The 25,720-nt window shown below is 66.6% G+C and carries 20 protein-coding genes; 15 read left to right on the top strand and 5 right to left on the bottom strand.

Annotation, left to right across the window (positions count from 1 at the left end):
• Positions 1-37 precede the first annotated feature (37 nt).
• Entirely contained in the window at positions 38-589 is a 552-nt protein-coding gene (locus EV687_RS17290; RefSeq protein ID WP_122231513.1) for a nucleoside 2-deoxyribosyltransferase, read from the top strand.
• On the opposite strand, the gene EV687_RS17285 is transcribed toward EV687_RS17290, so the two are convergent.
• Positions 578-1,180 carry a uracil-DNA glycosylase family protein gene (locus EV687_RS17285; RefSeq protein WP_207226498.1) on the bottom strand — a complete coding sequence of 201 codons (603 nt, stop codon included), beginning with the start codon at positions 1,178-1,180 and terminating at the stop codon, positions 578-580. The two genes, EV687_RS17290 and EV687_RS17285, sit on opposite strands and share 12 nt — an antisense overlap.
• A gap of 24 nt (positions 1,181-1,204) precedes the next feature.
• Positions 1,205-1,936, bottom strand: a complete 732-nt coding sequence (locus EV687_RS17280; protein WP_122231508.1) for a helix-turn-helix domain-containing protein — start codon at positions 1,934-1,936, stop codon at positions 1,205-1,207.
• A 159-nt stretch (positions 1,937-2,095) separates the two neighbouring features.
• Between EV687_RS17280 and EV687_RS17275 the strand changes: the two genes are divergently transcribed.
• The 14 genes from EV687_RS17275 (at position 2,096) to EV687_RS17210 (ending at position 20,576) form a co-directional block, all read left to right on the top strand.
• Complete coding sequence (locus EV687_RS17275) at positions 2,096-2,920, top strand: hypothetical protein (RefSeq protein WP_165392839.1); 825 nt, start codon at positions 2,096-2,098, stop codon at positions 2,918-2,920.
• A 27-nt stretch (positions 2,921-2,947) separates the two neighbouring features.
• The gene (locus tag EV687_RS17270; protein WP_122231504.1) at positions 2,948-4,975 is read left to right on the top strand and encodes an MFS transporter; all 2,028 of its coding nucleotides are present in this window, start codon (positions 2,948-2,950) and stop codon (positions 4,973-4,975) included.
• 187 nt (positions 4,976-5,162) lie between these two features.
• Positions 5,163-6,596, top strand: a complete 1,434-nt coding sequence (locus EV687_RS17265; RefSeq protein WP_122231502.1) for an undecaprenyl-phosphate glucose phosphotransferase — start codon at positions 5,163-5,165, stop codon at positions 6,594-6,596.
• 5 nt (positions 6,597-6,601) lie between these two features.
• On the top strand, positions 6,602-8,074 hold the full coding sequence (locus EV687_RS17260; protein WP_207226511.1) for a mannose-1-phosphate guanylyltransferase/mannose-6-phosphate isomerase: 1,473 nt from the start codon (positions 6,602-6,604) through the stop codon (positions 8,072-8,074).
• Between the two features lie 19 nt (positions 8,075-8,093).
• Positions 8,094-9,041: a glycosyltransferase family 2 protein gene (locus EV687_RS17255; RefSeq protein WP_122231499.1), complete on the top strand. Its 948-nt coding sequence runs from the start codon at positions 8,094-8,096 to the stop codon at positions 9,039-9,041.
• 101 nt (positions 9,042-9,142) lie between these two features.
• Positions 9,143-9,943 carry a polysaccharide biosynthesis/export family protein gene (locus EV687_RS17250; RefSeq protein ID WP_122231497.1) on the top strand — a complete coding sequence of 267 codons (801 nt, stop codon included), beginning with the start codon at positions 9,143-9,145 and terminating at the stop codon, positions 9,941-9,943.
• A complete protein-coding gene (locus EV687_RS17245) occupies positions 9,940-11,928 on the top strand; it encodes a GumC family protein (protein WP_122231495.1) in 1,989 nt (662 codons plus the stop codon). Before EV687_RS17250 ends, EV687_RS17245 begins: the two co-directional genes overlap by 4 nt.
• Positions 11,928-13,145: a glycosyltransferase gene (locus tag EV687_RS17240; RefSeq protein ID WP_122231493.1), complete on the top strand. Its 1,218-nt coding sequence runs from the start codon at positions 11,928-11,930 to the stop codon at positions 13,143-13,145. The genes EV687_RS17245 and EV687_RS17240 overlap by 1 nt, the downstream gene beginning before the upstream one ends.
• 12 nt (positions 13,146-13,157) lie before the next feature.
• The gene (locus tag EV687_RS17235; RefSeq protein WP_207226497.1) at positions 13,158-14,555 is read left to right on the top strand and encodes a beta-galactosidase; all 1,398 of its coding nucleotides are present in this window, start codon (positions 13,158-13,160) and stop codon (positions 14,553-14,555) included.
• A 10-nt stretch (positions 14,556-14,565) separates the two neighbouring features.
• On the top strand, positions 14,566-15,825 hold the full coding sequence (locus EV687_RS17230; protein WP_122231491.1) for a glycosyltransferase family 4 protein: 1,260 nt from the start codon (positions 14,566-14,568) through the stop codon (positions 15,823-15,825).
• Positions 15,809-16,921, top strand: a complete 1,113-nt coding sequence (locus tag EV687_RS17225; protein WP_122231694.1) for a glycosyltransferase family 4 protein — start codon at positions 15,809-15,811, stop codon at positions 16,919-16,921. Before EV687_RS17230 ends, EV687_RS17225 begins: the two co-directional genes overlap by 17 nt.
• Before the next feature lie 8 nt (positions 16,922-16,929).
• Positions 16,930-18,309, top strand: coding sequence for an O-antigen ligase family protein (locus EV687_RS17220; RefSeq protein ID WP_207226496.1), 1,380 nt, complete (start codon positions 16,930-16,932; stop codon positions 18,307-18,309).
• On the top strand, positions 18,306-19,115 hold the full coding sequence (locus EV687_RS17215) for an acyltransferase (RefSeq protein WP_122231487.1): 810 nt from the start codon (positions 18,306-18,308) through the stop codon (positions 19,113-19,115). The genes EV687_RS17220 and EV687_RS17215 overlap by 4 nt, the downstream gene beginning before the upstream one ends.
• Before the next feature lie 54 nt (positions 19,116-19,169).
• Positions 19,170-20,576: a lipid II flippase MurJ gene (locus EV687_RS17210; RefSeq protein WP_122231485.1), complete on the top strand. Its 1,407-nt coding sequence runs from the start codon at positions 19,170-19,172 to the stop codon at positions 20,574-20,576.
• 9 nt (positions 20,577-20,585) lie between these two features.
• On the opposite strand, the gene mdoH is transcribed toward EV687_RS17210, so the two are convergent.
• The 3 genes from mdoH to EV687_RS17195 all read right to left on the bottom strand — a co-directional run bounded on the left by mdoH (position 20,586) and on the right by EV687_RS17195 (position 25,707).
• A complete protein-coding gene (mdoH, locus tag EV687_RS17205; protein ID WP_122231692.1) occupies positions 20,586-22,757 on the bottom strand; it encodes a glucans biosynthesis glucosyltransferase MdoH in 2,172 nt (723 codons plus the stop codon).
• A 56-nt stretch (positions 22,758-22,813) separates the two neighbouring features.
• A complete protein-coding gene (locus EV687_RS17200) occupies positions 22,814-24,412 on the bottom strand; it encodes an OpgD/OpgG family glucan biosynthesis protein (protein WP_207226495.1) in 1,599 nt (532 codons plus the stop codon).
• A 302-nt stretch (positions 24,413-24,714) separates the two neighbouring features.
• Complete coding sequence (locus EV687_RS17195) at positions 24,715-25,707, bottom strand: zinc-dependent alcohol dehydrogenase family protein (RefSeq protein ID WP_122231688.1); 993 nt, start codon at positions 25,705-25,707, stop codon at positions 24,715-24,717.
• Positions 25,708-25,720: the final 13 nt, after the last annotated feature.

Genomic DNA, 25,720 nt, shown 5'->3' with positions numbered 1-25,720 from the left:
GTACAGTGGGGCCGCACTCTGCACATCACCGCTGCCCATGCGTTCACCACCCTTGTCCACGCAGCCGCGCATCTACCTGGCCGGCCCCGACGTCTTCCTGCCCGACCAGGCCACGCGCTACGCGCATTACAAGCAGATCTGCGCCCGACTGGGCCTGTGCGGCCTGAGCCCGCTCGACGGCGAGGTGCCCACCGGTCTGCCTCCGGCCGAGCAGGCCCGCCACATCTACCAGGCCAACATCGCGCTGCTGGCCAGCTGCGACGCGGTCATCGCCAACCTGTGCGCGTTCCGCGGCACCGAACCCGATGCGGGCACGGTGTTCGAGGTCGGCCATGCCATCGCCAGCGGCAAACCGGTGGCAGCCTGGCTGGGCGAGCAGGCCAGACTCGATTACCTGGCCTGGGCACGCCAGCGCCTGCAACTGCCTGGCCATGCCATGCACGATGCCGACGGGGCCGCTCTCGAGGATTTCGGGCTGCCGCTCAACCTCATGCTGGCGTGCTCCTGCACCGCCTTGACGAGCAGCTTCGAGGAGGCCGCGCAGGCACTGGCGCGGCATTGGCAGCAAAAGCCGCGCTCATCGCAATAGCGCGGCCACCCGTGCGCGCAGTGCCGGCAGCAGCTCGGCCTCGAACCAGGGGTTGCGGCGCAGCCAGAGCTGGTTGCGCGGGCTGGGGTGCGGCAGCGGCACGTAGGCCGGCCACAGCGTGCGCCAGTTGCGCACGGTGTCAGTGAGCCGCTGACCGCGCTGCGCCGGCAGATGCCAGGCCAGCGCGTACTGGCCCAGCAGCAGCGTGGTCTCGATGCGGGGCAGTGCATCGAGCAGCGGCTGACGCCACAGCGGCGCACACTCGGGCCGTGGTGGCAGATCGCCATGGGCGCCACGACCGGGATAGCAAAAACCCATCGGCAGGATGGCAAAACAATCGGGATCGTAGAAGCTGGCGCGGTCCACCCCCAGCCAACGGCGCAGGCGCTCGCCGCTGGCATCGTCGAAAGGAATGCCCCTCTCGTGCGTGATGCGTCCCGGCGCCTGCCCCGCGATCAGGATGCGGGCCCGCGCGCCCGCCTGCACGATGGGCCGGGGAGGCAACGGCAGGCTGGCCGCGCAGTGGCGGCACGCTCGCACCTGCCGCAGCAGTTGCGGCAAAAGCGGCTGCGCTGGGGTGGTCGCCGGCATTTGCGGCCCGCCGCTCGGCATCGCTCAGCGCCGCAGCGCGGTAAAGGCGCCGTATTCCCAGCGCCGCAAGGCCAGGATCATGGTGTAGCCCTCGCGCTCACCAGCGGGCACCTTCTGGTCGCTCAGGTGTTGCTGCGAGAAATCGTGGCCGATCTTCTGCATGCGATCGAGCAGGCCGGGAGCCGCCGCACGGCTGATGTTGCCATGCACCAGGAACAGTGCCTCGTCCTCGTGCGCGAAGGCGCCGCCGAAATATTCGAGCGCGACATGCTCGCGGAAGAACTGCATCACCGGACCATTGGGGCGCCACTTGAAGGTCTTGGCCAGCTTGAGCCGGTAGCGGTTGAGCGGACGCAGCTCCAGGATGCCCAGACGGTCGAGCTGGATCAGGTACTTGACGCATTCGGCCTCGCTGATGCGGTAGGCCGCCACGATCTGCTCGACGCTCCACTGGCTCATGGCGTAGACGGCCACCAGCAGCAGCTTCTTGTCGGCGATGACGGCGCGCTCCTGCTCGACGCTCAGCTGGCTCAGCATCGGGCGCTCGTCGGCGACGCGGCGCGAGAGTTCGGCGAAGTCGGTGCCCAGCACGCGGCAGATCGCGTCGATGCGCGAGAGCGCCATGTCCCCCTTGGCCAGCATGCGCTTGACGCTCGATTCGGCCATGTCCAAGGCTGCGGCCAGATCCGCATAGGTCATGTGCTGGGCCTTGAGCTCCCGCTTGATGACCGCGATCAGATCCTGGGTACTGCTCATGGTCGCTCCTTGTCTTCCAAGAACCCGTTCAAAGGTATTGGATTCTAATACCCATGGATACGGCATGAAGACCGGTGACTGGCCATCGACCGCGCCAGAGCGGGCCGGCACCGATACTGCCTGTGGCGCCTTGCCATGCCAATCGTTTGCTCCGTCACCATGCCGCTTCCCGCTCCTCCCGCCGCACCATCCCGGCCCGCCCCCATCAACCATGTGCGTCGCTGGCTGGCCGTTTACGCGATTGCGCTGCTGCTGATTGCAATGCTGGCGCCTGCCGTGCCCCAGGTGGCGGGCTACCACGATTTTGCCGACGCCCGGACGCTGCTGGGCATCCCGCATTCGATGGATGTGCTGAGCAACCTGCCCTTTCTGTTCGCGGCCTTGGGCATCGCCATGGCCATGGCACGGGTACGGCGTGCGCACAGGGCAGTGCCGATGCCTCTGTGGTGGCACTTCGCCGGTCTGGCTGCAGTGGGCTTTGCCGCCACGGCATGTGCCTCCGGCATCTACCATCTGCAACCCGGCGACACTGGCGTGCTGTGGGACCGGATGGCCATGTCGCTGGTGTTCACGGCAGTGGTGGGCCTGGCCGTGCTGCAGGTGGCCGACACCCGCAGCGCGGCAACGGCAGCAGCCACCACGCTTGCGGCAGCCGCCATCAGCCTGGCATGGTGGCGTGCCACAGGTAACTTCACGCCATGGAGCGTGCTGCAGGGCGGCGGCATGCTGCTGGTGCTGGCAGTGGCGCTGCGGCGATGGCGCTGGCCTGCTGCGCAGGGCGGCCGGCCACCGCTCGCGATGTTGGCCCTGTTGGCCTGGTATGCGCTGGCCAAGCTGTGCGAACTGGCCGATCACACCGTGTTCGAGGCCACTGGCCACTGGATTTCCGGCCACAGCCTCAAGCACGTCTTTGCCGCGCTGGCGGCTTGGCCCATCATCGCCATGCTGTATAAGACAGTGCCTGCGCAACCCGCCCGCCACTGAATTCTGCGACCCCGCCCTTTCACCGCCATGTCCGCGCCACTGCAACCATCCCACCCGTCTGGGTCGCAACAGCCTGATGCCGAGACGCTTCAGACGCAGCAATGCTCCCCGCAGGAAGCCAACCAGTTTCAATTGCTGCGTCAGCGCCGCTTCGCGCCGTTCTTCTGGACCCAGTTTGCCGGCGCCGCCAACGACAACCTGTTCAAGTTCGCCCTCACGGTGATGGTGACCTACCAGTTGCAGGTGAGCTGGCTGCCGGCCGGTCTGGCTGGCCTGGTGATCGGTGCGGTCTTCATCCTGCCCTTTCTGCTGTTCTCCGCCACTGCGGGACAAATGGCCGACAAGTACGAGCACAGCCTGCTGTTCCAGCGCCTGAAGCTGCTGGAGATCGGCATCATGGCGGTGGCCGCCATCGCCTTCTGGCAATCCTGGGTAGCGCTGCTGCTGGCATGCGTCTTCCTGATGGGCGTGCAGTCGACCTTCTTCGGCCCGGCCAAATACGCCTACCTGCCCCAGCAACTGAGGCCAGCCGAGCTGACGGGCGGCAACGGCATGGTGGAGATGGGCACTTTCGTTGCCATCGTGCTGGGCAGCCTGGCCGGTGCCGCGCTGGTCGAGTCCGCCGCCTTCGGCCGCCTGCCGGTGGCGCTGGCCTGCCTGGCGGTCGCGGCGCTCGGCTACGCCAGCAGCATGCGCATTCCCACCTCACCCGCCACCGATGCGGATCTGCGCATCGACTGGAACCCACTGCGCGTGACCTGGGCCAATCTGCGCCTGGCCCATGGCAACACGGTGGTGTTCCGCTCGCTGCTGGGCATCAGCTGGATGTGGTTCATCGGCTCGGTGCTGATGAGTCAGTTCCCGGCCATCGCCAAGGAGGTGCTGCACGGCAGTCCGCCGGTCGCCTCGCTGCTGCTGACGGTGTTCGCGCTGGGCATTGGCATTGGCTCGCTGCTGTGTGAGGTGCTCTCGCGCCGGCAGGTCGAAATCGGCCTGGTGCCGGTGGGTGCATTGGGCATGAGCCTCTTCCTGGCCGACCTGTATTTCGCCACGCGCGGCCTGCCTCGGCCCGATGGCCTGCTGTCAGTCGCGCAGTTCCTCGGCCAGGGCGCCCACTGGCGCGTCATGACCGACCTGCTGCTGCTCTGCCTGTGCACCGGCCTCTACAGCGTGCCGATGTACGCGCTGGTGCAGATGCGTGCGGCACCCACGCACCGTGCGCGCATCATCGCCGCCAACAACATCATGAACGCGCTCTTCATGGTAGCCAGCGCGCTCATCGCCGGTGCGCTGCTGCAGGCCGGGCTGAGCATCCCGCAGCTCTTCCTGGCACTGGCCGTGGCCAACACCATCGTGGCCGGCTACATCTTCCTGCTGGTGCCGGAATACCTGCTGCGCTTCATCGCCTGGGTGCTCACGCACCTGGCATACCGCTTCCGCGTCGATGGGCGCGAGCACATTCCCGCCAGCGGCCCGGCGGTGCTCGCCTGCAACCACGTAAGCTTCGTCGACGCCATCTTGCTGATGGCCGCGAGCCCGCGGCCGATCCGCTTCATCATGGACGCGGGGATCTTCCGCAAGCCAGTGCTCGGCTGGGTGTTCCGCATGGCACGCGCCATCCCGATCGCGCCCCAACGCGACGACCCGGCAGCCTTCGAGGCAGCGTTCGAAAAAGCCGCCCAGGTGCTGCGAAACGGTGACCTGCTGGGCATCTTCCCGGAAGGCTCGATCACCCGCGACGGCCAGCTGCAGCGCTTTCGCAAGGGGCTCAACCGCATCCTGCACACCGCCGCCGAAGAGGGCCTACAGGTGCCCGTGGTGCCAATGGCTCTGAGCAATCTGTGGGGCTCGTTCTTCTCGCGCATCGAGATGCGCGGCGGCCGCAACGTGGCGATGGTGCGGCCGTTTCGCCGCGGCATCTTCAGCCATGTCGGCCTGCACATCGGCGCAGCCGTGCCTGGCAGCGCCGCCACACCCGCATTCTTGCAGCAACGGGTGCAGGCGTTGCTGGAGAAATCATCCGCCACATCAGACTCAAGCGGATCATTGCCGTGATCCAACCTGGAACAGGACGCCTGCACTGGCGTCAGGCCTACCCACAGGGCCGGGAATGTCAAACAAGGCAAACATGTGGTCAATCAGAGACTTCCTGTGCTGCATTGCAGCAATTTGGCAACCTGAACTCTGGACATCACACCTAAAATGCATCGATTTGGCACTTCCACAAAGCCAATCGATACCCATGTTCACCTTCCAATCAGATGGCAAAGGCGTAGCCCGGCATGCGGACTGGGGATACTACCTCGCCATTTCGCGGATGCTGGATGGGCTGATTGCCATTCTGCCCGTGATCCTTTACATGGGCTGGCACGGCCAATTGCTGGACATGCTGGCCAACCATCTGGTGCTGCTGGTATTCATCGGGACGCTGACGGTTCTGGTGTTCCAGGCTTTCATCCTCTACGACGAAGCGTACTTCAGTCACAAGCTGCAGTTCCGGCGGACCCTGCTGGCCTGGTGTGCGGCCTTTGCCGCCTTGCTGCTGCTGCACAATGAACTGGGCCTGTTCGGACAGCTTCCAGGGCAGCAGATGCTGCTGTGGTTTGCCTCGGCGCTGGCCTTCTTCGGAATCAAGCGCCTGGCGTTCCTGGCACTGGCCCAGTGGCGCATGCGGCATGGCGCCTACCTTCAGAAAGCCGTGATTCTTGGCGCCACACCCAGTGGGGAGGCCATTGCCGACTACCTGCGCCACAACGGCGATGTCCGCCTGGGAGTGATCGGATTCATCGACGATCGCGTCAGCCGCACCCCCGCCATGGTGGCAGGCCTGCCCTATCTGGGCGATTCAACACGGCTGATCGACATGATCCGCGATGAACAGGTCCAGGTCGTGCTGGTCGCCTTGCCCTGGCAGGCCGAGGCCCGCATCAATGCGCTGGTGACACGCCTGCGACAACTGCCGGTGCGCGTGCTGTTGACGCCAGACATGCAGGGTCTGTGGCTGGCACAGAGCCGCATCATCCAGTTTGCCGGCGTGCCACTGTTCAACATGTCGCAACCGCCACTGCAAGGCTGGTCCAGCCTTGCCAAGCGCATCGAGGACCTGCTCATCGCGGGCATACTGACACTGTTGCTGGCGCCATTGATGCTGCTGATCGCCATCTGGATCAAACTGGATTCGCGTGGTCCGGTGCTGTTCCGCCAGAAACGCTATGGCTACAACAACCATTTGATCGAAGTGTTCAAGTTCCGTACCATGTTCGTCGATCAGACGGATGCCGATGCCGACCAGCAAACCACCCGCGACGACCCCCGCGTGACCCGTGCCGGTCATTTCCTGCGCAAATCCAGCCTCGACGAGTTGCCGCAACTCTTCAATGTACTGCAGGGGACGATGTCGATGGTCGGGCCACGGCCGCACGCCAAGGCGACCAAGGCGGCAGGGGTGTTGTTCGAGGAAGCTGTACAGGAGTACAGTGCCCGGCACCGCGTCAAGCCGGGCATCACCGGCTGGGCGCAGATCCACGGTTTTCGCGGCGAGACCGACACCATCGAGAAAATCCAGCACCGCGTCACCTATGACCTCGAATACATCGAGACCTGGTCGATCTGGCTGGACCTGTCCATCCTGTGCCGCACCATTCCCGCGGTGCTGTTCCAAAAGGAGGCCTACTAGTGCCGATTCTGATTCCCTGCATCATTGCCGGAGGCTCGGGCACGCGCCTTTGGCCGGTCTCACGCCAGGCCCGCCCCAAGCCCTTCATGACCCTGCCCGATGGCCAAAGCCTGTTGCAGAAGACACTGCTGCGCGCGGCCGCCCTCACCGGCGTCGAACAGGTTCTGGTCGTCACCGGCAAGGACCTGTACTTCAGCACGCAGGACGAGTTCCGCCAACTCCCCGTCGCCGCGCGGCTGCAGTTCGATTACCTGCTCGAACCCCAGGGCCGAAACACTGCGCCGGCCATTGCGGCGGCCGCCCTGCGCGTGCAACAACTGCATGGTGACGAGGCGCTGCTGCTGGTGCTGCCGGCCGACCACCTGATCGACGATCAGCCGGCCTTTGCCGCCGCTGTGCAGCAAGCCTGTGAGGCGGCGCAGCAAGACTGGCTGGTCACCTTCGGCATCCAGCCGCAATACGCCGAGATAGGCTATGGCTACATCGAAACCGGCGATGCGCTCGATGGCGAAGCCGCCGCGCGGCATGTGGTGCGGTTCACGGAAAAACCCGATGAAGCCACCGCACAGCAATACCTGCTGGACGGCCGGCACCTCTGGAACGCGGGCATGTTCTGCTTTCGCGCTGCCGCCGTGCTCGCCGAACTGGCCGAACATGCCCCGGATGTCCTGGAGGCAGCCGGACAAAGCCTCGCGCAGGCACCTTGCATGCAGGGTGCCGGCAGCAGCCATGTCGAACTGGCACCAGCGGCATTTGCCCAGGCCCCCGACATCTCGATCGATTACGCGCTCATGGAACGCTCACAGCGGGTGGTCGTGGTGCCCTGCGACCCGGGCTGGAACGACATTGGCTCATGGACCAGCATGCGCGAGCTCTATCCCCGCGACGCGGATGGCAACCAGAGCGTGGGCGAGACGGTGCTCATCGATGTCGAGGACTGCTTCATCGACGCGCCCGAACGGCTCGTCGGCGCAGTGGGCATCACCGACCTGATCGTCGTCGACACGCCCGATGCGCTGCTGATCGCCGATGCGCGCCGAAGCCAGGATGTCAAGCGCATCACCGAGACGCTCAAGCAACGCCAGCACGACGCCTACCGGCTGCACCGCACCGTCAACCGGCCATGGGGCACCTACAGCGTCATCGAGGAAGGCCCGCGCTTCAAGATCAAGCGCATCGTGGTCAAGCCCGGAGCCTCGCTGTCGCTGCAAATGCACCATCACCGCAGCGAACACTGGATCGTCGTCAGCGGCATGGCACGGGTGGTCAATGGCGAGCGCGAGTTCCTGCTCGACACCAACGAGTCGACCTTCATCAAGGCCGGCCAGCATCACCGCCTCAGCAATCCGGGCGTGATCGACCTGGTGATGATCGAGGTGCAAAGCGGGGAATACCTGGGCGAGGACGACATCGTCCGCTTCGATGACGTCTACGGCCGCGTGGCGCCCGCCACATCATCCGACGCGCCTTCGCCATAATTGCGCAGGACATCGCCACATGCGCACGACCCTGATCATCCCGACCCGCAACGCCGAGCCCTATCTCGACGCGCTGTTGGCCGCGCTTGAGCTGCAGACCCGGCAACCCGATCATGTGCTGGTGGTCGACAGCAGCTCAAGCGATGCCACCGTGCCCAGGCTGCGCGCCTGGGGAGCGGACGTGCGCGTGATCGACGCCAGTCGGTTCAATCATGGCGGCACGAGGCGCTGGGCCAGCGAGCAGACCGATGCCGATGCGCTGATCTACATGACGCAGGATGCCGTACCGGCCGATCCGCACAGCTTTGCCCATCTGCTGGCCGAACTCGATGGCGCACCAGACATTGGTGCTGCCTATGGCAGGCAACTGCCGCATGCCGGTGCCGATCTGCTGGCCGTCCATGCGCGCGCCTTCAACTACCCGGCGCAATCGCAGACCAAGCGGCTCTCCGATGCGCCCCGGCTGGGCATCAAGACCTGCTTCAGCTCCGATGCCTTCTGTGCATACCGGCACGCGGCCATGGACGCCGTCGGCGGTTTTCCCGCGGACGTCATCGGCAGCGAGGATGCCTACCTGGCCGCGCGCCTGCTGATGGCCGGCTATGCCGTACGCTATGCCGCCTCGGCCTGTGTGTACCATTCCCACGACTACACGCTGCTGCAGGAATTCAAGCGCTACTTCGACATCGGCGTCTTCTATGGACGGGAAGGTTGGATCCGCGACGCCTTCGGCGCCGCCGGTGGTGAAGGCCGGCGGTATGTGATATCCGAACTGGAGATGCTCAAAAATTCCCACCAGCTCCACCGCCTTCCCGAAGCGTTGCTGCGCAGCGGGTTGAAACTGGTGGGCTACCGGCTGGGACATATGGAGAAATGGCTGCCAGCTTCGCTCAAGCCGCACATCAGCATGTTTGGCAACTACTGGCGCCGTCCTGCAGTTGCCGGGTCCGATCAACGAACTGGCTGAACCGCATGCCCGCACATTCCAATCATCGCGCCCCGGCACGTTCCCACTGCCAAACGCGGAATCCGTCCTCGACGGAATCACTGCGACGGTTCCTGCTGTCCATGCCTTCGTGCCTGCGCACGCTCAAGCTGACACTGGCAATGGCACTGCCCGGCATGGCTGCACTGATGGCGGGCTGCAGCACGCCAGCGACCATAGCCCTGCCGGATGCGCAGTTGCTGGAGCAACGCCATGCGCAAGTGCACACCCTGGCCGAGCTGACGGCACCCGTCGTGCGCATCCATCCCGGTGACACGCTGCGCATCGTGCGAGATGCCCAGGAGCCCGCCGAGAGTGATGACATGACCCTGTTCGTGGTGCAGCCCGATGGCGCCTTTTCCATGCCCTTCGTCGGCAAGGTACAGGCGGCCGGGAAGACGCCCGAGGCGCTCGCTGGCGACATCACCGAACGCTATGCCCGCATCTACCGCCAGCCACAGGTCACCGTGAACATCGCCATTGCCCCGGGCAACAAGGTCTTCGTCGGCGGAGCGGTCCCCAATCCGGCCTTCTTCGACCTGGCCGGTGCCGGTTCCGTGGAGCAGGCCATCCTGGCCTCGGGTGGCGTGCTGCCCACGGCCGACACACGCAACGTTGCGCTGCTTCGCGAGGGCGATGATGGCAAGTACCAGCTGTACTTCTTCAGCCTGGCCAACCTGCTCACCGAACCCGACCGGCCCGTCATCGCCCTGCAGCGCGGTGATGTGCTCTACGTGCCCAAGTCCGGCATCGGCAACGCCGTCGAAGCCGTCGACATGTACTTCACCCGGCTGATTCCGATCTCCAAGGCCATTGGCCTGGGCTTCAACTACGAGTTGAACCGAAGCTCGTCGAACAGCACCATCAACTGGCCGCAACAATGATCACCATCCGATCCCTGCGCGACCTCGTCCGGCTGTTCTTCATCTACCGGCGCGAATTCCTGTGGGCCTGCGCACTGACCATGCTGATGGCCGTGCTCGCCGCCTTTCTTCTGCCCTCGCGCTACGAGTCGCAGGCGCGCCTGCTGATCAAGCCGGGCCGCGAGAACACCACGCTGCCGATCGAGGCAGCGGACCGCCAGACCATCTTTTCGCCCGTCACCCAGCGCGACCCCATCCTGGATGAGGAGAAGATGTTCACCGGCGGTCCGATCTCGCGGACGGTGGCGCAGTACTACCTGGAACGCATGCAGGATGCGCCGCCCCGGGGATTCTGGCGCACCATCAAACACCACATCGGTGCCGCTTCGGGCTGGTTGCTCGAACGGTTGCGCGATCTGCTGATACTGTTGGGCCTGGTCGAGGACCAGCCCGTGGTCGACCGCCTGGCCAAGCGGCTCCTGAAGAACATGTCGGTCAGCCATGAGCCGGGCTCCGCGGTGATGGAGATCCGCTTCCGCTGGGACGATCCCGTCATCGCCCAGGAAGTCGTCAGGGCCTGGGTCGATGCCTACCTGCAAGACCGGACCGAGGCCCTCAGCCGCAACAGCCTCCACGGTTTCTATGAGCAGGAAGCCGACAAGGCCGCCGAACGCATCGCCACGCTCAAGAGCGAGCGGCTGGAGCGGCTGCGCCAGCTCAAGGCCGTGAGCACTGCCGAGCGGCTCGAGAGCCTGACCGTGCAGATCAACCGCCTCAATGAGGACCTGCTCAGCAAGACCAATGACCGTGCCGGCATCCAGCGCTTGCTGGTCGATGCGCGCGCGGAGTTGCGCAAGCAGCCGCGCGAGGTCATCACCGAGCGCGAGATCAGCCTGAACCCGACACAGCAGGACCTCAAGCTCAAACTCAACGAGTTGGAGCAGAGCCGAGCCCGGCTGCTGCGCACCTACACCGAAGAGGCGCCACCGGTGCAGGACATCGACGCGCAGATCACCGCCATGCGGCAGCTCATCGAGCAGCACAACGAGCGGCTGGAACGCTCGCGCAATGTCGCGCCCAACAGCATCGTTTCCAAACTGGCGCAGGACATCGTCGATGCCGAACTGCAGGACAGCCGGCTGGTCGGCCAGATCGCCGATTACCAGGAACAGATCGAGTCCTTGCGGCAGCAGCGTCTCGACGTGCAAGCCCAGGAGCCGGAAATCCTGCGCCTGTCCATGGAACTGGACAACGCGGAGAAAAGCTACGCGCTCTATGCCGCCAATGTCGAGAAGGCCCGCATCGACCGCGAACTCGACCTCAACCAGATCAGCAATGTCGCCATCATCGAGGCCGCCACCATCAACCGCAGCCGGGTGTTTCCCAAGAGCCTGCTGATCCTGCTGATGGCGCTGCCCGCCGGCATCGCCGTCGGCTGCCTGGCCATTTACCTCTGCTATCTGCTCGACCAACGCATCCACGATGCCGATGGCCTGGAGCAGCGTCTGGGCGTGCCTGTCTGGGCCACGCTGGAAGATCTGGGCGAGTCGCCCTGGCATCCGGACAATGTCTTCATTGCCAGCCTCTCGCGGCTTTACAACCTGCTGCCGCTGCGCAACGTCGCCACGCAAGGCGTCACGGTCGCCTTCACCTCCGCCGCCAGGGGAGAAGGAACGCAGTTCGTCGCGCACTTTCTCAAACGCGCCCTCGAGGCACGCGGGCTGCAGGTCCTGCTCAACGAGCAGCAGGCGCCAGCGGCAGGTCAGGTGCGGCTGTTGACCGTGCCCCACCTGCTCAGCGATGACCAGGCCTTCCCGCGGCTACAACGCGCCGACGTCATCGTGCTGGTTGTGCAAGCCAGCGCAACCACGCTGCCAGTGGTCACGCAAGTGCTATCCCTGCTGCGCACGGCATTCGGCCGGGTGGATGGCATCATCCTCAATCGGCATTCCTTCTCGCTGCCCCGACGGGTGCAGCGCATCCTCGGCCGCTGGAGTGCAGCCTGATGCGCATTGCCCTGCTTGCCCCGCTGCCGCCGGAGAAAAACGGCATTGCCGACTACGCATCGCAACTGGTGGCCGCCCTGCGGGCCGGCGGCACCGAGGTCGCGCTGCCGCTGCAGGGCACGCCGGCCGCCGAGGCGCCGGCGCGGCTGCGCGATTTCGCCTGGCACACGGTCACGCATGTACACGCCGAGATCGGCGGCGGGCGCAACAGTGAATTCGATGCGCTGCGCTGGCTTGCCAGGCAGCAGCCGCAGCTCTCGCTCAGTGCCACGGTGCATGATCCGGAACGGCTGATCTGGCGCCCCGCGCATCTGCCGTTTCCGCTGTCATTGGCGCAGCGCTGGCCGGCCCCGTGGCCACAGGCGGCCACATTGCTGGCCGATCCATGGACGCTGCGGGCCGAACGCCGACTGGCCCGGCAGCTCGATGCCTGCATCACGCTGACGCACATGGGAGGCCATGCCCTGGCCACCCGCATGCGCATCCCGCCCGAACGGGTGCGGGTCATCGCGCACGGCAACGCATCGATCACCCCGCAGGCCCTGCCGGGGTTCGGCCCGGACGAGCCGCTGAAACTGCTTTATTTCGGCTTCATCTACCGCGGCAAGGGCATCGAAGACCTGCTCGACGCCATGGCGTTGGTGCGGCAACGGCAGGATGTCCATGCCGGCAATCTGCGGCTGACGCTGGCGGGCGGCACCGCGCCGGAGACCGCATTCGCACAGCACGGCACCTACCTGGACGAACTGCGTGCACGCATTCTCCGACTGGGCCTGACCGACTGCATCGACTGGCAACTGGATCTGCCGGCCCGCGACATTGCCGCCGCCATCCAGACACACCACGTCATGGCCTTGCCATACCGGGAGTCGAGAAAGCTGGCCCTGCTCGGACGCATGCTGGGCACCAGTGGTGCGCTGTCCTGGGCCAATGCATGCGGGCGTGGCGTGATCAGTTCCGATGCGCGCGCCTTCGCCGAGGAAGTGAGCAGCGGCAACGGCCTGACCTATCCGCAGGGCGACGTCGCCGCACTGGCAGAGCGACTGACGCAGTGGCTGGCGAATCCCTCGCTGGCAGCGGGCTGGGCTGGCCACGCCGCCCGGATTGGCGCGCAGCGCACATGGCCGGTAATTGCCGCGCAGTTCCGGCAGCTGTTCGAAACCCTTCAGGCACGCCACGCCCAAGCGGCACGCCATGACATGCGTCGAGACGATTGAAGGAGTCCGGTGATGAAGTTTCCCTTTCTGCATTCCTGGCCGCGGCGTCTCCATGGTCCGGGGACGATGCCGCGCCGCCATGCCATGGCCTGTCTGAGCCTGGGCTTGCTCGGTCTGGCGCTCGCACTGCTGGCCCCGGCTCCGACGGCGCGCGCCACGCCCGTGACGCTCAAGGCCACGCGTGACCTTGTCTGGAAGGATTTTCTCGGCGTCAACGCGCATTTCCTCTGGTTCGAGCCGCAGCAGTATCTGCAGCAGATGCAGCGCCTGAAGGCACTCGGGCTCGAATGGGTGCGGGTCGACCTGCACTGGGACATCCACGAGCCCAGACAGGGCCAGTTGCGGCTTGGAGAGCTCGACGCACTGACCGACAGCCTCGCCCGCGAACAGCTCAAGTCGGTGTTCTATCTGGTTGGCAGCGCGCCGTTTGCCAGCAGCGCCCCGCTTGGCACGACCAGCCACCTCGACCAGTACCCGCCGAAGGATCCCGGAGAGTTCGCGGCGCGCATGGCGATGCTGGCGCAGCGCTACCCGATGGTGAATGCCTGGCAGGTCTGGAACGAACCCAACATCACACCATTCTGGCGACCGCTGCCAGACCCGGCCGGCTATGGCCAGTTGCTGGCCGCCAGTGTCTCCTCCCTGCGCGCGGCGGCGCCCGGCAAGCCGATCCTGATGGCCGGCATGGCCTATTACAGCCAGATGTCCGGGCGCGAAGGCCTGATGCTGGAAGAACTTTTCAAGCTGGGGGCTGGCCAGCTGGGTGCCATCCCGGCCTACCACCCCTACTCGCAGGAGCCTGAAGGCGACGTGCGCACCGATAACGACTTCATCGTGCGCAGCCAGATCATCAACGAACAATTGCGGGCGCAGGCCGTGCCGGCCATCATGGCCACCGAATGGGGCTGGTCCAGCTATGACGGTCCCAAGGAGGCGCAGTCCATCATCGGACAGGATGGCCAGGCCGACTATGTGCTGCGCCGGCTGGCACTGATGGCCGCGCTCGACTACGACCGCATTTTCCTCTTTGCGCTCTCGGACCTCGATGGCCGTGCCACGGCGCGCGACCAGCACTATGGGCTGCTGGACCTGCAGGGGCAACCCAAGCCGGTGTACGAGGCGCTGCAGCGGCTGCTGCAGCTGACGGGGCCGACGCTGCAGCCCGCGCCCCCTCCCGCACTGGCCCAGGCCCCCGCCGACCTCTACAGTGTGTCATGGCAACGCCCGGATGACGGGCGCAAGGTCTGGATGTTCTGGAGCCGTTCGGGCGGCACGGTTCGCTTGAACGGAGTGAGCAAGGGGACGCTGCACGACCCGCTCACCGGCAGCCAGACCACGCTCGGCACTGACAGCGCCAGCGCACCGCTGGCGGTGCCCGCGGCGGCGCACCTGCAAGTGCTGGTCTGGTAAGGCACGCACCATGCGCATGCTGTGGGTTCTGCCCTACCTGCCCTGGCCCGCCACCAGCGGCGGCAAGACGCGCCAGTGGCAGTTGCTGCGCGCACTCGCCGGGCGCGGCCACCGCATCACCTTGTTGGCCCAGAGCAAGGAGATGCCCAGTGCGGCCGATCGCGCCGCCCTCGCACCGTATCTGGAGGAACTGATCGTGCTGCCGCGCCGGCCGCTGCGCCATCCGCTGACGCTGGCGCTGGCGCTGGCGGGACCCTGGCCGGTGCTGACCGCACTCAATGGTGCGGCGCCGGCACTCACGCGCCGCTTCAAGGAGTTGCTGGCGCAGCCCTGGGATGTCATCCAGATCGAGCACAGCTATACCTTCGAGCCTTGCGAAAGTGCCTTGCGCGGGCATGAATTCATCCTCACCGAACACAACCTCGAATCGGGCCTGGGTGGAGCAACCTATGACCGCTTTCCCGGCTGGGCCTGGCCCTTCGTGCGCTTCGACCAATGGCGGGCACGCCGCTGGGAACGCCGGGTCTTCGCCGCCGCCGCCCAGATCGTCGCCGTCACCGAGGCGGATGCGCAGGCGATGCGCACAATCACCCGGACCCCCGTGAACGTCGTCGTCAATGGCGTGGACTGCGCCGCATTCAGCGCCGCCCGTCCGGCACCGGACAGCCTGCGCATCCTGTTTCTTGGCAATTACGAGTACCCACCCAATGTCGATGCGGTCACTTGGACCATCGAGCACATCATGCCCGGCATCTGGGCCGCCCAGCCCCAGGCGCGCCTGGCGGTGGCCGGTCACGCCATGCCGGCCGACTGGCCGGCGCGCTGGAGGGACCCTCGCATCGAATGGCTCGGATTCGTCGCCGACCTTCCTGCCCTGCAGCGCCGCTCGGCCGTGTTTCTGGCACCGCTGCGCCAGGGCGGTGGCTCCAAGCTGAAGGTGCTCGAAGCCATGGCTGCGGGCCTGCCGCTGGCGAGTACCGCACAGGGCGTCTCGGGGCTTGCCGTCGTGCCGGGCCGGGAATACCTGGGCGGCGACAGCGCGGCCGAACTCGCCCAGGCCGTCATCGCGCTGCTGCAGGCGCCGGCACGCGCCCTTGCCATCGGCGAGGCCGCGCGCACCTATGTGCGAACCCACCATGACTGGTCTATCGCCGCGGACCAGCTCGAAGAGGTCTATGCCCGGCTACCCCACGCCGCGCCTCCTGGTCATGACCGGGCCCCGGCGCCGCTGCCACAACACCAAGGAGCCAAGCATGCGCGTGGGCATTGATTACCGGGCAGCCACGGTGGCGCCCTACTCCGGCATTGGCCGACAGGTCCGGGCGCTCGAACAGGCGCTCACCGAATTGGTCGGTCCTTCGCAGTTGTTGCGCCTGAGCGAATTGCCACTGGACGATCCGCGCCGTGCCGGCATGCTCTGCCCTCCCTGGGCCAGTCCGATGGCCGGGCTGCAGCGGCCACAGGTGCGCTGGCGCTTCGAGCGCCGGTTTCTCCCTGCCGCCCTGGCAGCGCAGCATGTCGGGCTCTATATCGCCACCGTCAACATGGGACTGCCCATTGGCCCCAGGGCGGCCGGGCTGCGCTATGCGCTGGTGCTGCATGACCTGTTCCAGCTGACCGAACGCAACCACCATCGCTCATTACTCAAGGCCCTGGCCTACCGTGCCATCGACCGCGCCAGCATCCAGTGGTCCGTGCACCAAGCCGACCGCATCTGGTGTCCGTCGCGCTTCACCATGGAGGAGGCTGTGCGGCTGTTCCCACAGGCCGAAGGCAAGCTGCGCCTGCTGCCCAATCTGGTCGATCCCATGCAAGCACAGAAGGGCACAGCGGTCGTCATGCCTGCGCTGCCTGCGCGCTACTGGCTGCTGATCGGGACGCAGGAGCCGCGCAAGAACATTCCATTCTTCATCCGTGCCTGGCAAGCGCTGCGCCAACAGGGCCAGGAGCTGCCCGATCTGGTGCTGGTGGGTGCGCCAGGCCCGTTGCCCACAGCGATGCAGCAGGGCGAAGGCCTGCACTGGATGCAGGGCCTCGATGACGCCCAGCTGCACCAGCTTTATGCCCGCGCCGAATGCCTCTGGCAGCCCTCCTACGCGGAAGGTTTTGGCCTGCCGGTGGTCGAGGCACTGGGCATTGGCACGCCGGTGGCCGTGGCACACGGCTCGGCGCTGGACGAGGTGGCCCCTCCCGCTGCCCCCCGTTTCAGCCCATACGACACGGAACAGTTGCGCCAGTGCATGCGGGCGCTCGCCAGGCAGCCATTGAAGCGCGAGGCCGAACTGCAGGACTGGGCGGCGCGCTATGCCTGGCCGGCGTATCGCGCCCGCCTGGCCGCGCTGCTGCAGGAGCTGGAGCCGGCATGATCGGCGGCATGACGATCGCCGTCCTGCTGGGACTGGTGTTCGGCGCCTTGACGGCAGTGCTCGCGCCGGGTCAGCTGGCGGTGCTGCTGGTCGGTGCGGCCGCCGCCATCACGGTGCTGCGCCGGCCTCTGTGGGGCCTGCTGCTGTTCGCCGTCGTGGCGACATTCGCACCCTACACCTCCATCAGCCTGGGCGTGCGCACCACCGTGGCCGAGGCGCTGCTGGCATTGACCTGGGGCGGCGTCTGGTGGCAGGGCCTGATCGGCAACATGAACGGGCGGCTGCGCTGGCAGCCCACCGAACGCTCACTGATCTGGCTGATGGCCTACAGCGCGCTGCCGTTTCTGGTCGGCATGGTGATGATCCACGCCGAGGGCAATGGCCCCGTCAACTGGGTGCGCTGGCTGCTCAATCTCTCGACCTTCTTCCTCATCCCGCTGCTGGTACGCAGCGAGCATGACCGCGACCAGCTGGTGCAAGCCCTGCTGCTGGGCTGCCTGTTGCTGCTGTTGCTGTCGGTGGCAGTGTTCCTCAAGGACCGCAACCCGATGGGCATGATGCCCATCCTGCTGAAGATGAAGTACGCCCATCCGGAGGCCTTGCAGGACATCTTCTCGGGCACCGCGCCGCGCATGGGCTCGCCCTGGGTGCACCCCAATCTCACCGGTGGGGCGCTGGCGCTCTTCATTCCGCTGGCGCTGTTCTATGGCTGGGCCACGCGCGGCTGGCGGCGCCTGCTGGGCCTGTCGGTGGCGGTGCTCGGCTGCGCCGGCCTGCTCTTCAGCATCTCCCGCGGTGCCATCGTCTCGCTCGCGCTGGTGCTGCTGTGGCTGGTCTACAAGCGCGTGCCCTACAGCACCCGCATCCTGGGACTGGGCGTGGCCTTCGCGCTGGCGCTGGTGCTCTTCTATCCACCACTGCAGGAGCGCCTGGTCAGCATGTTTTCGTCGAGCAATGCCAGCACCGAGGTCCGCATGGAGGAGTATGCGATGTTCCCCGATGCGATGCGCCGCTATCCGCTGGGTATTGGCTTCAAGGTCGATCCGCCGGTGCCGGGCAGCGGCCTGGTGGGCATCTCCAACCTGTGGCTCAACTACATCTACAAGATCGGCATTCCAGGCATGCTGCTGTTCATCGTCGTCACGCTGCTCTGGTGGCGCGAGGTGCGCCCGCACGGCCCGATCACGCGTGTCGATGCCGGCAACGCCGTGCAGTTGGGGGCCACCTGCGGTGTCATGGCAGCCTTGCTGACGGGTATCTTCGACCATTACTACAGCTTCACCTTCGTGCTTGTCGGCCTGTTCTGGCTCATGGCTTCCATGAGCCTGCAACTGGCCCGGCAGGCGTCCTCCGGCATGGCACCAGCCACTTTCCGTCCACGCCCATGAAACACCGCATCAAACTGCCTTTTGCCTTCGAGGAGCGGCTGCCAGAATTCGCCGCCACCCTGCAGGTGGAGCCGGCCCAGTTGCACTCGTGTGTGGACTGGATGCTGGCACAGCAGCTTCTCTTCAATGAAGGCGGCCGCTACTGGCTCTGCAGCGTCGAGGCAGGCCATCGCATCAGCGACCCGCTGACCAGCCGCTTCTATGCGCTGCTCAAGCAGCAGCTGCCGACCCACCTGGTGCCCCGCTACGGCCGCAACTGGGCCACCCTGAAGGACCGCTGGCTGCGCGCCTGGGAGCAGGCCTACAACATCCTGATCAACAAGATCCCCAGCCACCACGTGCGCATCGCCTGGCTTCGCCTGGGCGGCGCGCGCATCGGCAAGGGCTCTTCGGTGTGGCGCAACACCGAGGTGCTGGGCATCGAAAACCTGGTGATCGGCGAGGACAGCGTGGTGAGCTGGCACGGCCTGCTTGACGCCCGCGCCGGCCTGGTCATCGGCGACCATGTGGCGATTGCCTCGCACGTGCTTATCATCGCCGGCAGTCACGACGTGATGGAGCCGGAATTCTGGTCGATTTCCGGGCCTATCTACATCGACGACTATGCCTGGATCGCCACCCGCGCGACCATCGGCTTCGGACTGCGCGTCGGTCGCGGCTCGGTAGTGACCGCCTGCACGCTGGTATCCAAGGACATCGCGCCCTATGCCATCGTGGGCGGATCCGGCGCGAAAGTGATGGGTCACCGGCCAGAAGACCTCCGCTACCGGGTCGGCGGCAAGGGTCTGTTCACGCTGTTCCACTGACATGCCCGGCCACCACCTGAGCCAGTCCTTGCCGCACAGAAAGAATCGCCACACATGTTCGGCAGCACCCTGGGCCTGACGATCTCCACCCTGGCGGGGCTGGCCGCGGGCCTGGCGCGCGAATGGCTGCTGGTGGCCGCCTGGGGCGCCGGCGAGCGCAGCGATGCCTTCCTCGTGGCCATGTTCCTGCCGGAGGCGCTGCGCATGATGCTGGCGGCGGGCATCCTGTCCGCCGCTGCGCTGCCGCTCTATGCGCAACGCGATGACCAGCAGCAGCGCCAATGGCTGCATGCACAAAGCTGGGCACTGCTGCTGGTCGGCCTGCTCCTCGGCGCCCTGCTGACGTTGGCGGCGCCATTGCTGGTCCAGCTCATTGGCGGCGGCATGACCGAGGCGGCGCGCCAGAGCGCCACGGCGACCCTGCGGGTGCTCGGATGGACAGTGCCCGGCCTGCTGCTGCACAGCCTCTGGAGCATTGCCTTGCAGGCGCGCCAGCGCTTCGTGCTGGCCGGGTTGGGATCGTTGCTGTTCAATCTGCCGATTGTCGCCACGCTGGCCCTGCACCGCGACGGCGGCATGACAACGACCGGGCTGGCGCAAAGTGCCGTGCTCGGCAGCGTGCTGATGGCCCTGGCGCTGCTGCCGGCGGCGCTGCGCCATGGCTGGCGCCCCTGGCACCCCGATGTGCAGCTGCCGCTGCTGCGCGAACTCTGGCGCCAACTCGCGCCGCTGCTGCTGAGCAGCGGCGCGAGCCACGCACTGTCGCTGCTCGAGCGCCTGATGGCCAGTTTCCTGGGCGAAGGGGCAGTGACGTGGCTGAATCTGGCACGCAAATTCATCAATCTGCCGCTGATCGCGCTGATGGCCCTCAACCAGGTCCTGCTCGGGTTGATGAGTGGCCAACAGGGAGCGAACCGGCTGGTGATCCTGCGCAAGGGCCTGGCGCTGTCAACGCTGCTGTGCCTGCCGGCGGCGCTGGGCCTGATCGTCGCCAGTCCGCTGTTGCCCGCGCTGCTGGCAGCGATACCGCCGGACAGCCCGCTGCCGGCATTGCTCGCCTGGCTGTGCCTGCCGCTGGTGTTCGGCGCCTGGAACGCCTTGCTGGCCCGTTATGCCTACGCCAATGCCGATACCCGCACGCCGTTGCGCTGTGAACTGCTGGGAGGCCTCGTCAATGCGCTGGCCTTGCTGGCTCTGACGCTGCCACTCGGGCTGACCGGCGTGGCCATGGCCGCGCTCTCCGGGGTACTGGCCACCAATGTCCTGCTGGTGCGGCAATTGAAGCTGCAGGCCGTCTGGTCCTGGGGGCATCAATGGCTGCTGCAGGCCGTCTTGCTGGCTGGCTCCTTGACCTGGCTCCAGCCTCTGGACCTGGCACCCTGGCCGCGCCTGCTGCTCGCCACAGCAGTGGCTCTGGCCGTGTTGCTGCTGTGCGGCTGGCGCCTCAAGCCCTGGCGCTGAAGCAGCCGTTCAAGCGGCAGGAACTGCAGCCGGCAAGGCCACCAGCACGCGAAACAGCCCTGGCTCGCCAAGCACCAGGCCCAACTCCTTTTCGGTCAACCATCCCAGGGCCTCGGCCTGCGTGCGGGCATCGGCGAGCTTGGCGCGGGCCAGAGCCTGATCGGCGCTGATCTGGCCGCGCGGCACCGGTGTGGCCCAGGTCAGCGCCAGGTGACGCTGCACCAGCGCCGGCTGGGCCAGTTGGTCCGCCAGCGGTGGGGTGGAGCCGATGCGCTGCTGGTAATCGCCTGCCACGCGCTCGCGCACCTGCAGCACGGCGGGTTGCTGGCGCTCTTCCGGGGTCTGCAGCCAGCCACGCTGCGAGAACCAGCGGCCGATGGCCGGGGAGGCCGTCCAGGCCGACAGCGGCACGGCCAGCAGCAGGCCGACCAGCATGGGCGAGAGCCAGGCCACCAGCGCCCAGGAGTTGAGCCCGGCGATCACCGCCAGTGCCACGCCCAGCAGCATGTGCCAGCGATGGCGGTGGATCAGCTGGCGCCAGGGCAGCGTTCCATCGTCGCGGCGCTGGGTGGTCCACTTGGCATTGCGGCCCAGCAACACCGAGAACACGGCGCCGGTGTGCACGCACATCATGATCGGCGCGATCAGCACCGACAGCAAGGTCTCGAACAGCACGTTCTTGACAAGGCGCAGACCGCCACCGACGCTGCGCCGCAACGGCCCGTTGCACAGGTAGAGCAGCAGGCCCAGCATCTTGGGCACCAGCAGCACCAGCATGGTGACGACGAAGAGGCGCAACGAACGCGGTGCATCCTGGCGCGGCCAGACCGGCAAAAATGAGTCGGCGCTGAAGTACTCGGGCCGGATGTACTGCGCCTGCATGGCCATCAATACACCCACGCTGATCAGCAGCATCCACAGCACCGAACTGCAGTAGGACAGAATGCCGGTGAGCAGGTGCATGCGGCTGACCCAGTGAAAGCCACGCGCGCCGATGACCTTGGCATGCTGCAGATTGCCCTGGCACCAGCGTCGATCGCGGATGGCCAGGTCGACGATGGAGGGCGGCGCCTCTTCGTAGGAGCCACCGATGTCATCGGCCATCAGCACCTGCCAGCCGGCTCGGCGAAGCAGCGCGGCCTCGACGAAGTCGTGGCTGAGAATGGCGCCGCCAAAGGGCGGCTTGCCCGGCAAGTGGGGCAGCCCCGCCGCCTCCATGAAGGCGCTGCGGCGGATGATCGCGTTATGGCCCCAATAGTTGCCTTCGGGGTTGCTCCAGGCCGCCAGACCGCTGGCGACCACCGGGCCGTAGACGGCATTGGCGAACTGCTGCAGGCGCGCAGTCAGGCTCACGCCCTCGATCAGGTGGGGCACGGTCTGCACGAGGCCGGCCTGCGGATTGCGCTCGATGCGCTGCACCAGCGCCACCACGGACTCGGCGGACATCAGGCTGTCGGCGTCGAGCGTCAGCAGGTAATCGTAGCGCGCGCCCCAGGCCTCGCAGAACTGGTGGAGATTGCCGGACTTGCTGTCGGTGTTATGCAAACGGCGGCGGTAGTAAATGCCCGCGCCACGCTCCTGCCAGCGCTCGCGCAGCAAGCTGACGGCCTGCTCTTCCTGCAGCGCGCGCTCGGGAATGCGGGTGTCGCTGAGCAGAAACCAGTCGAACCACTGCAAGGCCTCGGGTCCGAAGCGGCTTTGCAGGTCTTCCATCATGGCGTGCAGCGCGGCGGCGATGCTGGCCGAATCCTCGTTGTAGCAGGGCATCAGCACGGCGGTGCGGCCTTCGGGGCGAAAGCCCGGCTCGACCAGTGGCTGGCTGCGCAGGCGCCGTTGCAGGAGCCACTGTCGCAGCAGGCCCGCCAGGCCGCTGACGGCGGCCAGCGCAATCGGGCTGAACGTGCTGATGAACAGCACCAGCATGCACCATTCGAGCACCGTCATGCCGTCGAGCGCCAGCACGGCATGCATCTCGTAGCCGCCGAGCATGGCCAGCGCAAGCGCCGGCAGCAACACGCCCCAACGGCGCCAGAACACGCCTGGCGAGCGCCTGGGCGCAGGGCCGCTGCTCCGCGCCGGGCGTCGGCGCAGGTCCTGCGCGGGCATGGGGCTGGCCTGCACCGGCGGCATACCCCGCAGTGGCGCCGCACCCTGCGGGCAGGCGGCATCGGAATTGGTCATGGCAGCGGAAGACGGATCGGCAAGGCGGATGCGGTCGGCAGGGTCATGCGCGGCCATTATTCCGGTGTCCAGCGATACACCCAGGTCTCGGCCGCCCGCTTGTCGGGCATCTCCAGGCTCAGGCGCAGCTCGACCAGTTGCTCGTTCTTGGGATCGAGCTCGAACGAAACGCGGTAGCCATCGATCAGCGGGTGGCGCCGCACGTTGACGTTGCTGGTCTCGCCCACCGATGCGCTCAGCTCGGCCTTAGGCAGTTCGTCGGGCAGCGGACTGCCATCGCGCGGCACGGCATAGTCGATCACGAACAGGCGCCGCGGTGTCGGGCTGGCCACCTCGGCACGGCCGACGCGGGTCGCATCGACACGCACTTCGCCGAACTTGGTACGCGGCCCCACGCCCCAGCTCAGCCGGTAGGAAAACTCGTAGGGCTTGCCGGCGGGCAGCGGCTGGCCGGGCCGCCAGAACGCGACGATGTTGTCGTGCACCTCGGACTCGGTGGGAATTTCCACCAGCACCACCTCGCCGTCGCCCCAGTCGCCCTGCGGCTCGACCCAAAGGCTCGGCCGGCGCTCGTAATGGGCTTCCAGGTCCTGGTAATTGGCGAAGTTGCGGTCGCGCTGCATCAGGCCGAAGCCGATCGGCGAACTGTCGACGAAGGCGCTGATCTGCAGCTTGCTCGGATTGGCCAGCGGGCGCCACAGGCGCTCGTTGCGGCCGTTGATCATCAGCAGGCCATCGGAGTCGTGCACCTGCGGGCGGAAATCATCGACACCGAGGCGATCGTTGGCGGCGAAGTAGAACATGCTGGTACCCGGTGCCAGGCCCACATCCTTGAGCTCGGTGCGCGGGAACAGCGTGGCGCGAACGTCCATCACCGTCTCGTCGCCGGGGCGCACGATGAACTGGTAGGCGCCGGTGACGCTGGGGCTGTCGAGCAAGGCGTGCACCGTGATCAGGTTGGTCTGCGAACGCGGCTGCTCCACCCAGAAGGCGCGGAACATCGGGAACTCCTCGCCCTCGGCCGCGCCGGTGCGCAGTGTCAGGCCGCGCGCCGACAGGCCCCAGCCCTGGTTCTTGCCCAGCGAGCGGAAATAGCTGGCGCCCTGGAACACCAGCAGTTCATCCCAGATGTTGGGCTCGTTGAGCTGGGTGTGCAGGCGCAGTCCGGAAAAGCCCACGTCCTGCTCGGGCAGCGTGACCTGGGCCGGCGGCTCGACGGTGAACATCGAAGGCTGGTAGCGCAGGTGCCGGGCCTGGCCGCCCTGCACCACGGCGATCTCCACCGGTTCCTTGTAGTAGAAGCCAGAGAGGAACATCTGCATGCGGTACGGCAGGTCCTGGTTGGCCCAGACGGCGCGGTCGGGCCGGAAGCGGATGGCCCGGTACTCGTCATAGCTGAGTTTGTCCAGGGTCTCGGGCACCTTGGCCGGTGCCTTGTAGGGCTGCTTGGCGAGTTTCTCGGCCAGGCCCCGCACCGTGTGGACATCAAAGGCGCCATCCTTGGTGTAGAGCGCTTCGGCGTGCGCCCGGCCAGGCTGCAGGGCCAGCACCAGGCAAGCGGTGCAGACGGCCAGACCGGCGCGTGCCGACGCCAGCCATCGCGACAGGCCGTTCGCCCCGAACATGGAAGAAGGTGTGAGGTGTTGAATTGTCATGAACCGGATCATCAGGCCCCTGTCCACCGGGCAGCCGACATCATGCGGCCTGCGCTGGACACGCGCCATCGTCAGAAAGAACAGCCCGCAGGCCACGCGAAGAAAGATTTATGCCAGAACTCCCATGGCCGCCTTGCAGGACAACAGCGCATAGCGCGCGAGCGCCGAGTGTCGCACAAGCCAGAGGTCCAATTCGGCTCGGCAGGCCCGTTCTGGAAGCAGTTTTTGACACTTGCTACGTCTGCCAGACAATGAACCCGCCGCAGTGACATTCCCGGCGGCGCCATTCCCGTCGCCAGGCGCTACGGCAGCAGTACCGCCGCGCCCAGGAAGCGCCCGTGCCGCAGGTCCTCCAGCGCCTGGTTGGCCTGTTCCAGCGCATAGCGGCGGATGGTGGTGTGCACGCCGGCACGCGCGGCCACCGGGAAAAAGTCCAGCCCGTCCTGGCGGGTGAGGTTGGCCACCGAGACCAGTTCCCGTTCCTGCCACAGGATGTCATAGGGGAAACTGGGAATGTCGCTCATGTGGATGCCCGCGCAGACCACCCGCCCGCCCTTGCGCACCGCGCGCAGCGCCGCCGGCACCAGTTGGCCGGCCGGCGCGAAGATGATGGCGGCATCGAGCGGCCGGGGTGGCGTCTCGTCCGAGCCGCCGGCCCATGCCGCCCCCAGCGAGCGGGCAAAAGCCGGCGCCGTCTGCTCCCCCGGGCGGCTGAACGCATAGACCTCGCGGCCTTGCCAGCGCGCCACCTGCAGCACGATGTGCGCCGCCGCACCAAAACCGTACAGGCCGATGCGCCGCGCGGTGTCGGCAGCACCCGCCTTGACCAGCGAGCGCCAGCCGATCAGGCCAGCGCACAGCAATGGTGCCAGTGCGGCATCGTCACCATCCTCGCCGAGTGCGAAGCAGAAATGGGCATCGGCCACGACGTATTCGGCATAACCGCCGGGGCGGGTGTAGCCGGTGAATTCCGGCGCATCGCAAAGATTCTCGGCACCATGCAGGCAAGCCCGGCAATGGCCGCAGGCATGGCCCAGCCAGGGCACTCCCACACGCTCGCCAAGCGCCAGCCCCTGCACGCCGGGGCCGATGGCATCCACACGGCCGACGATCTCATGGCCGGGCACCACCGGCACCGGCACATGCGGCAGTTCGCCATCGACCACGTGCAAATCGGTGCGGCAGACCCCACAGGCCGCCACTTTCACGCGGACCTGGCCTGCGCCGGGTTGGGGCAGCGGCAGCTCCCGCAATTGCAGTGGCTGGCCCACCTGTTCAAGAAGCATGGCACGCATGGCAATTTCCTTT

It is taken from the genome of Corticibacter populi (genome assembly GCF_004217315.1).
Lineage (GTDB): Bacteria > Pseudomonadota > Gammaproteobacteria > Burkholderiales > Burkholderiaceae_C > Lampropedia > Lampropedia populi.
This window is presented reverse-complemented; position numbering and strand designations above follow the sequence as displayed.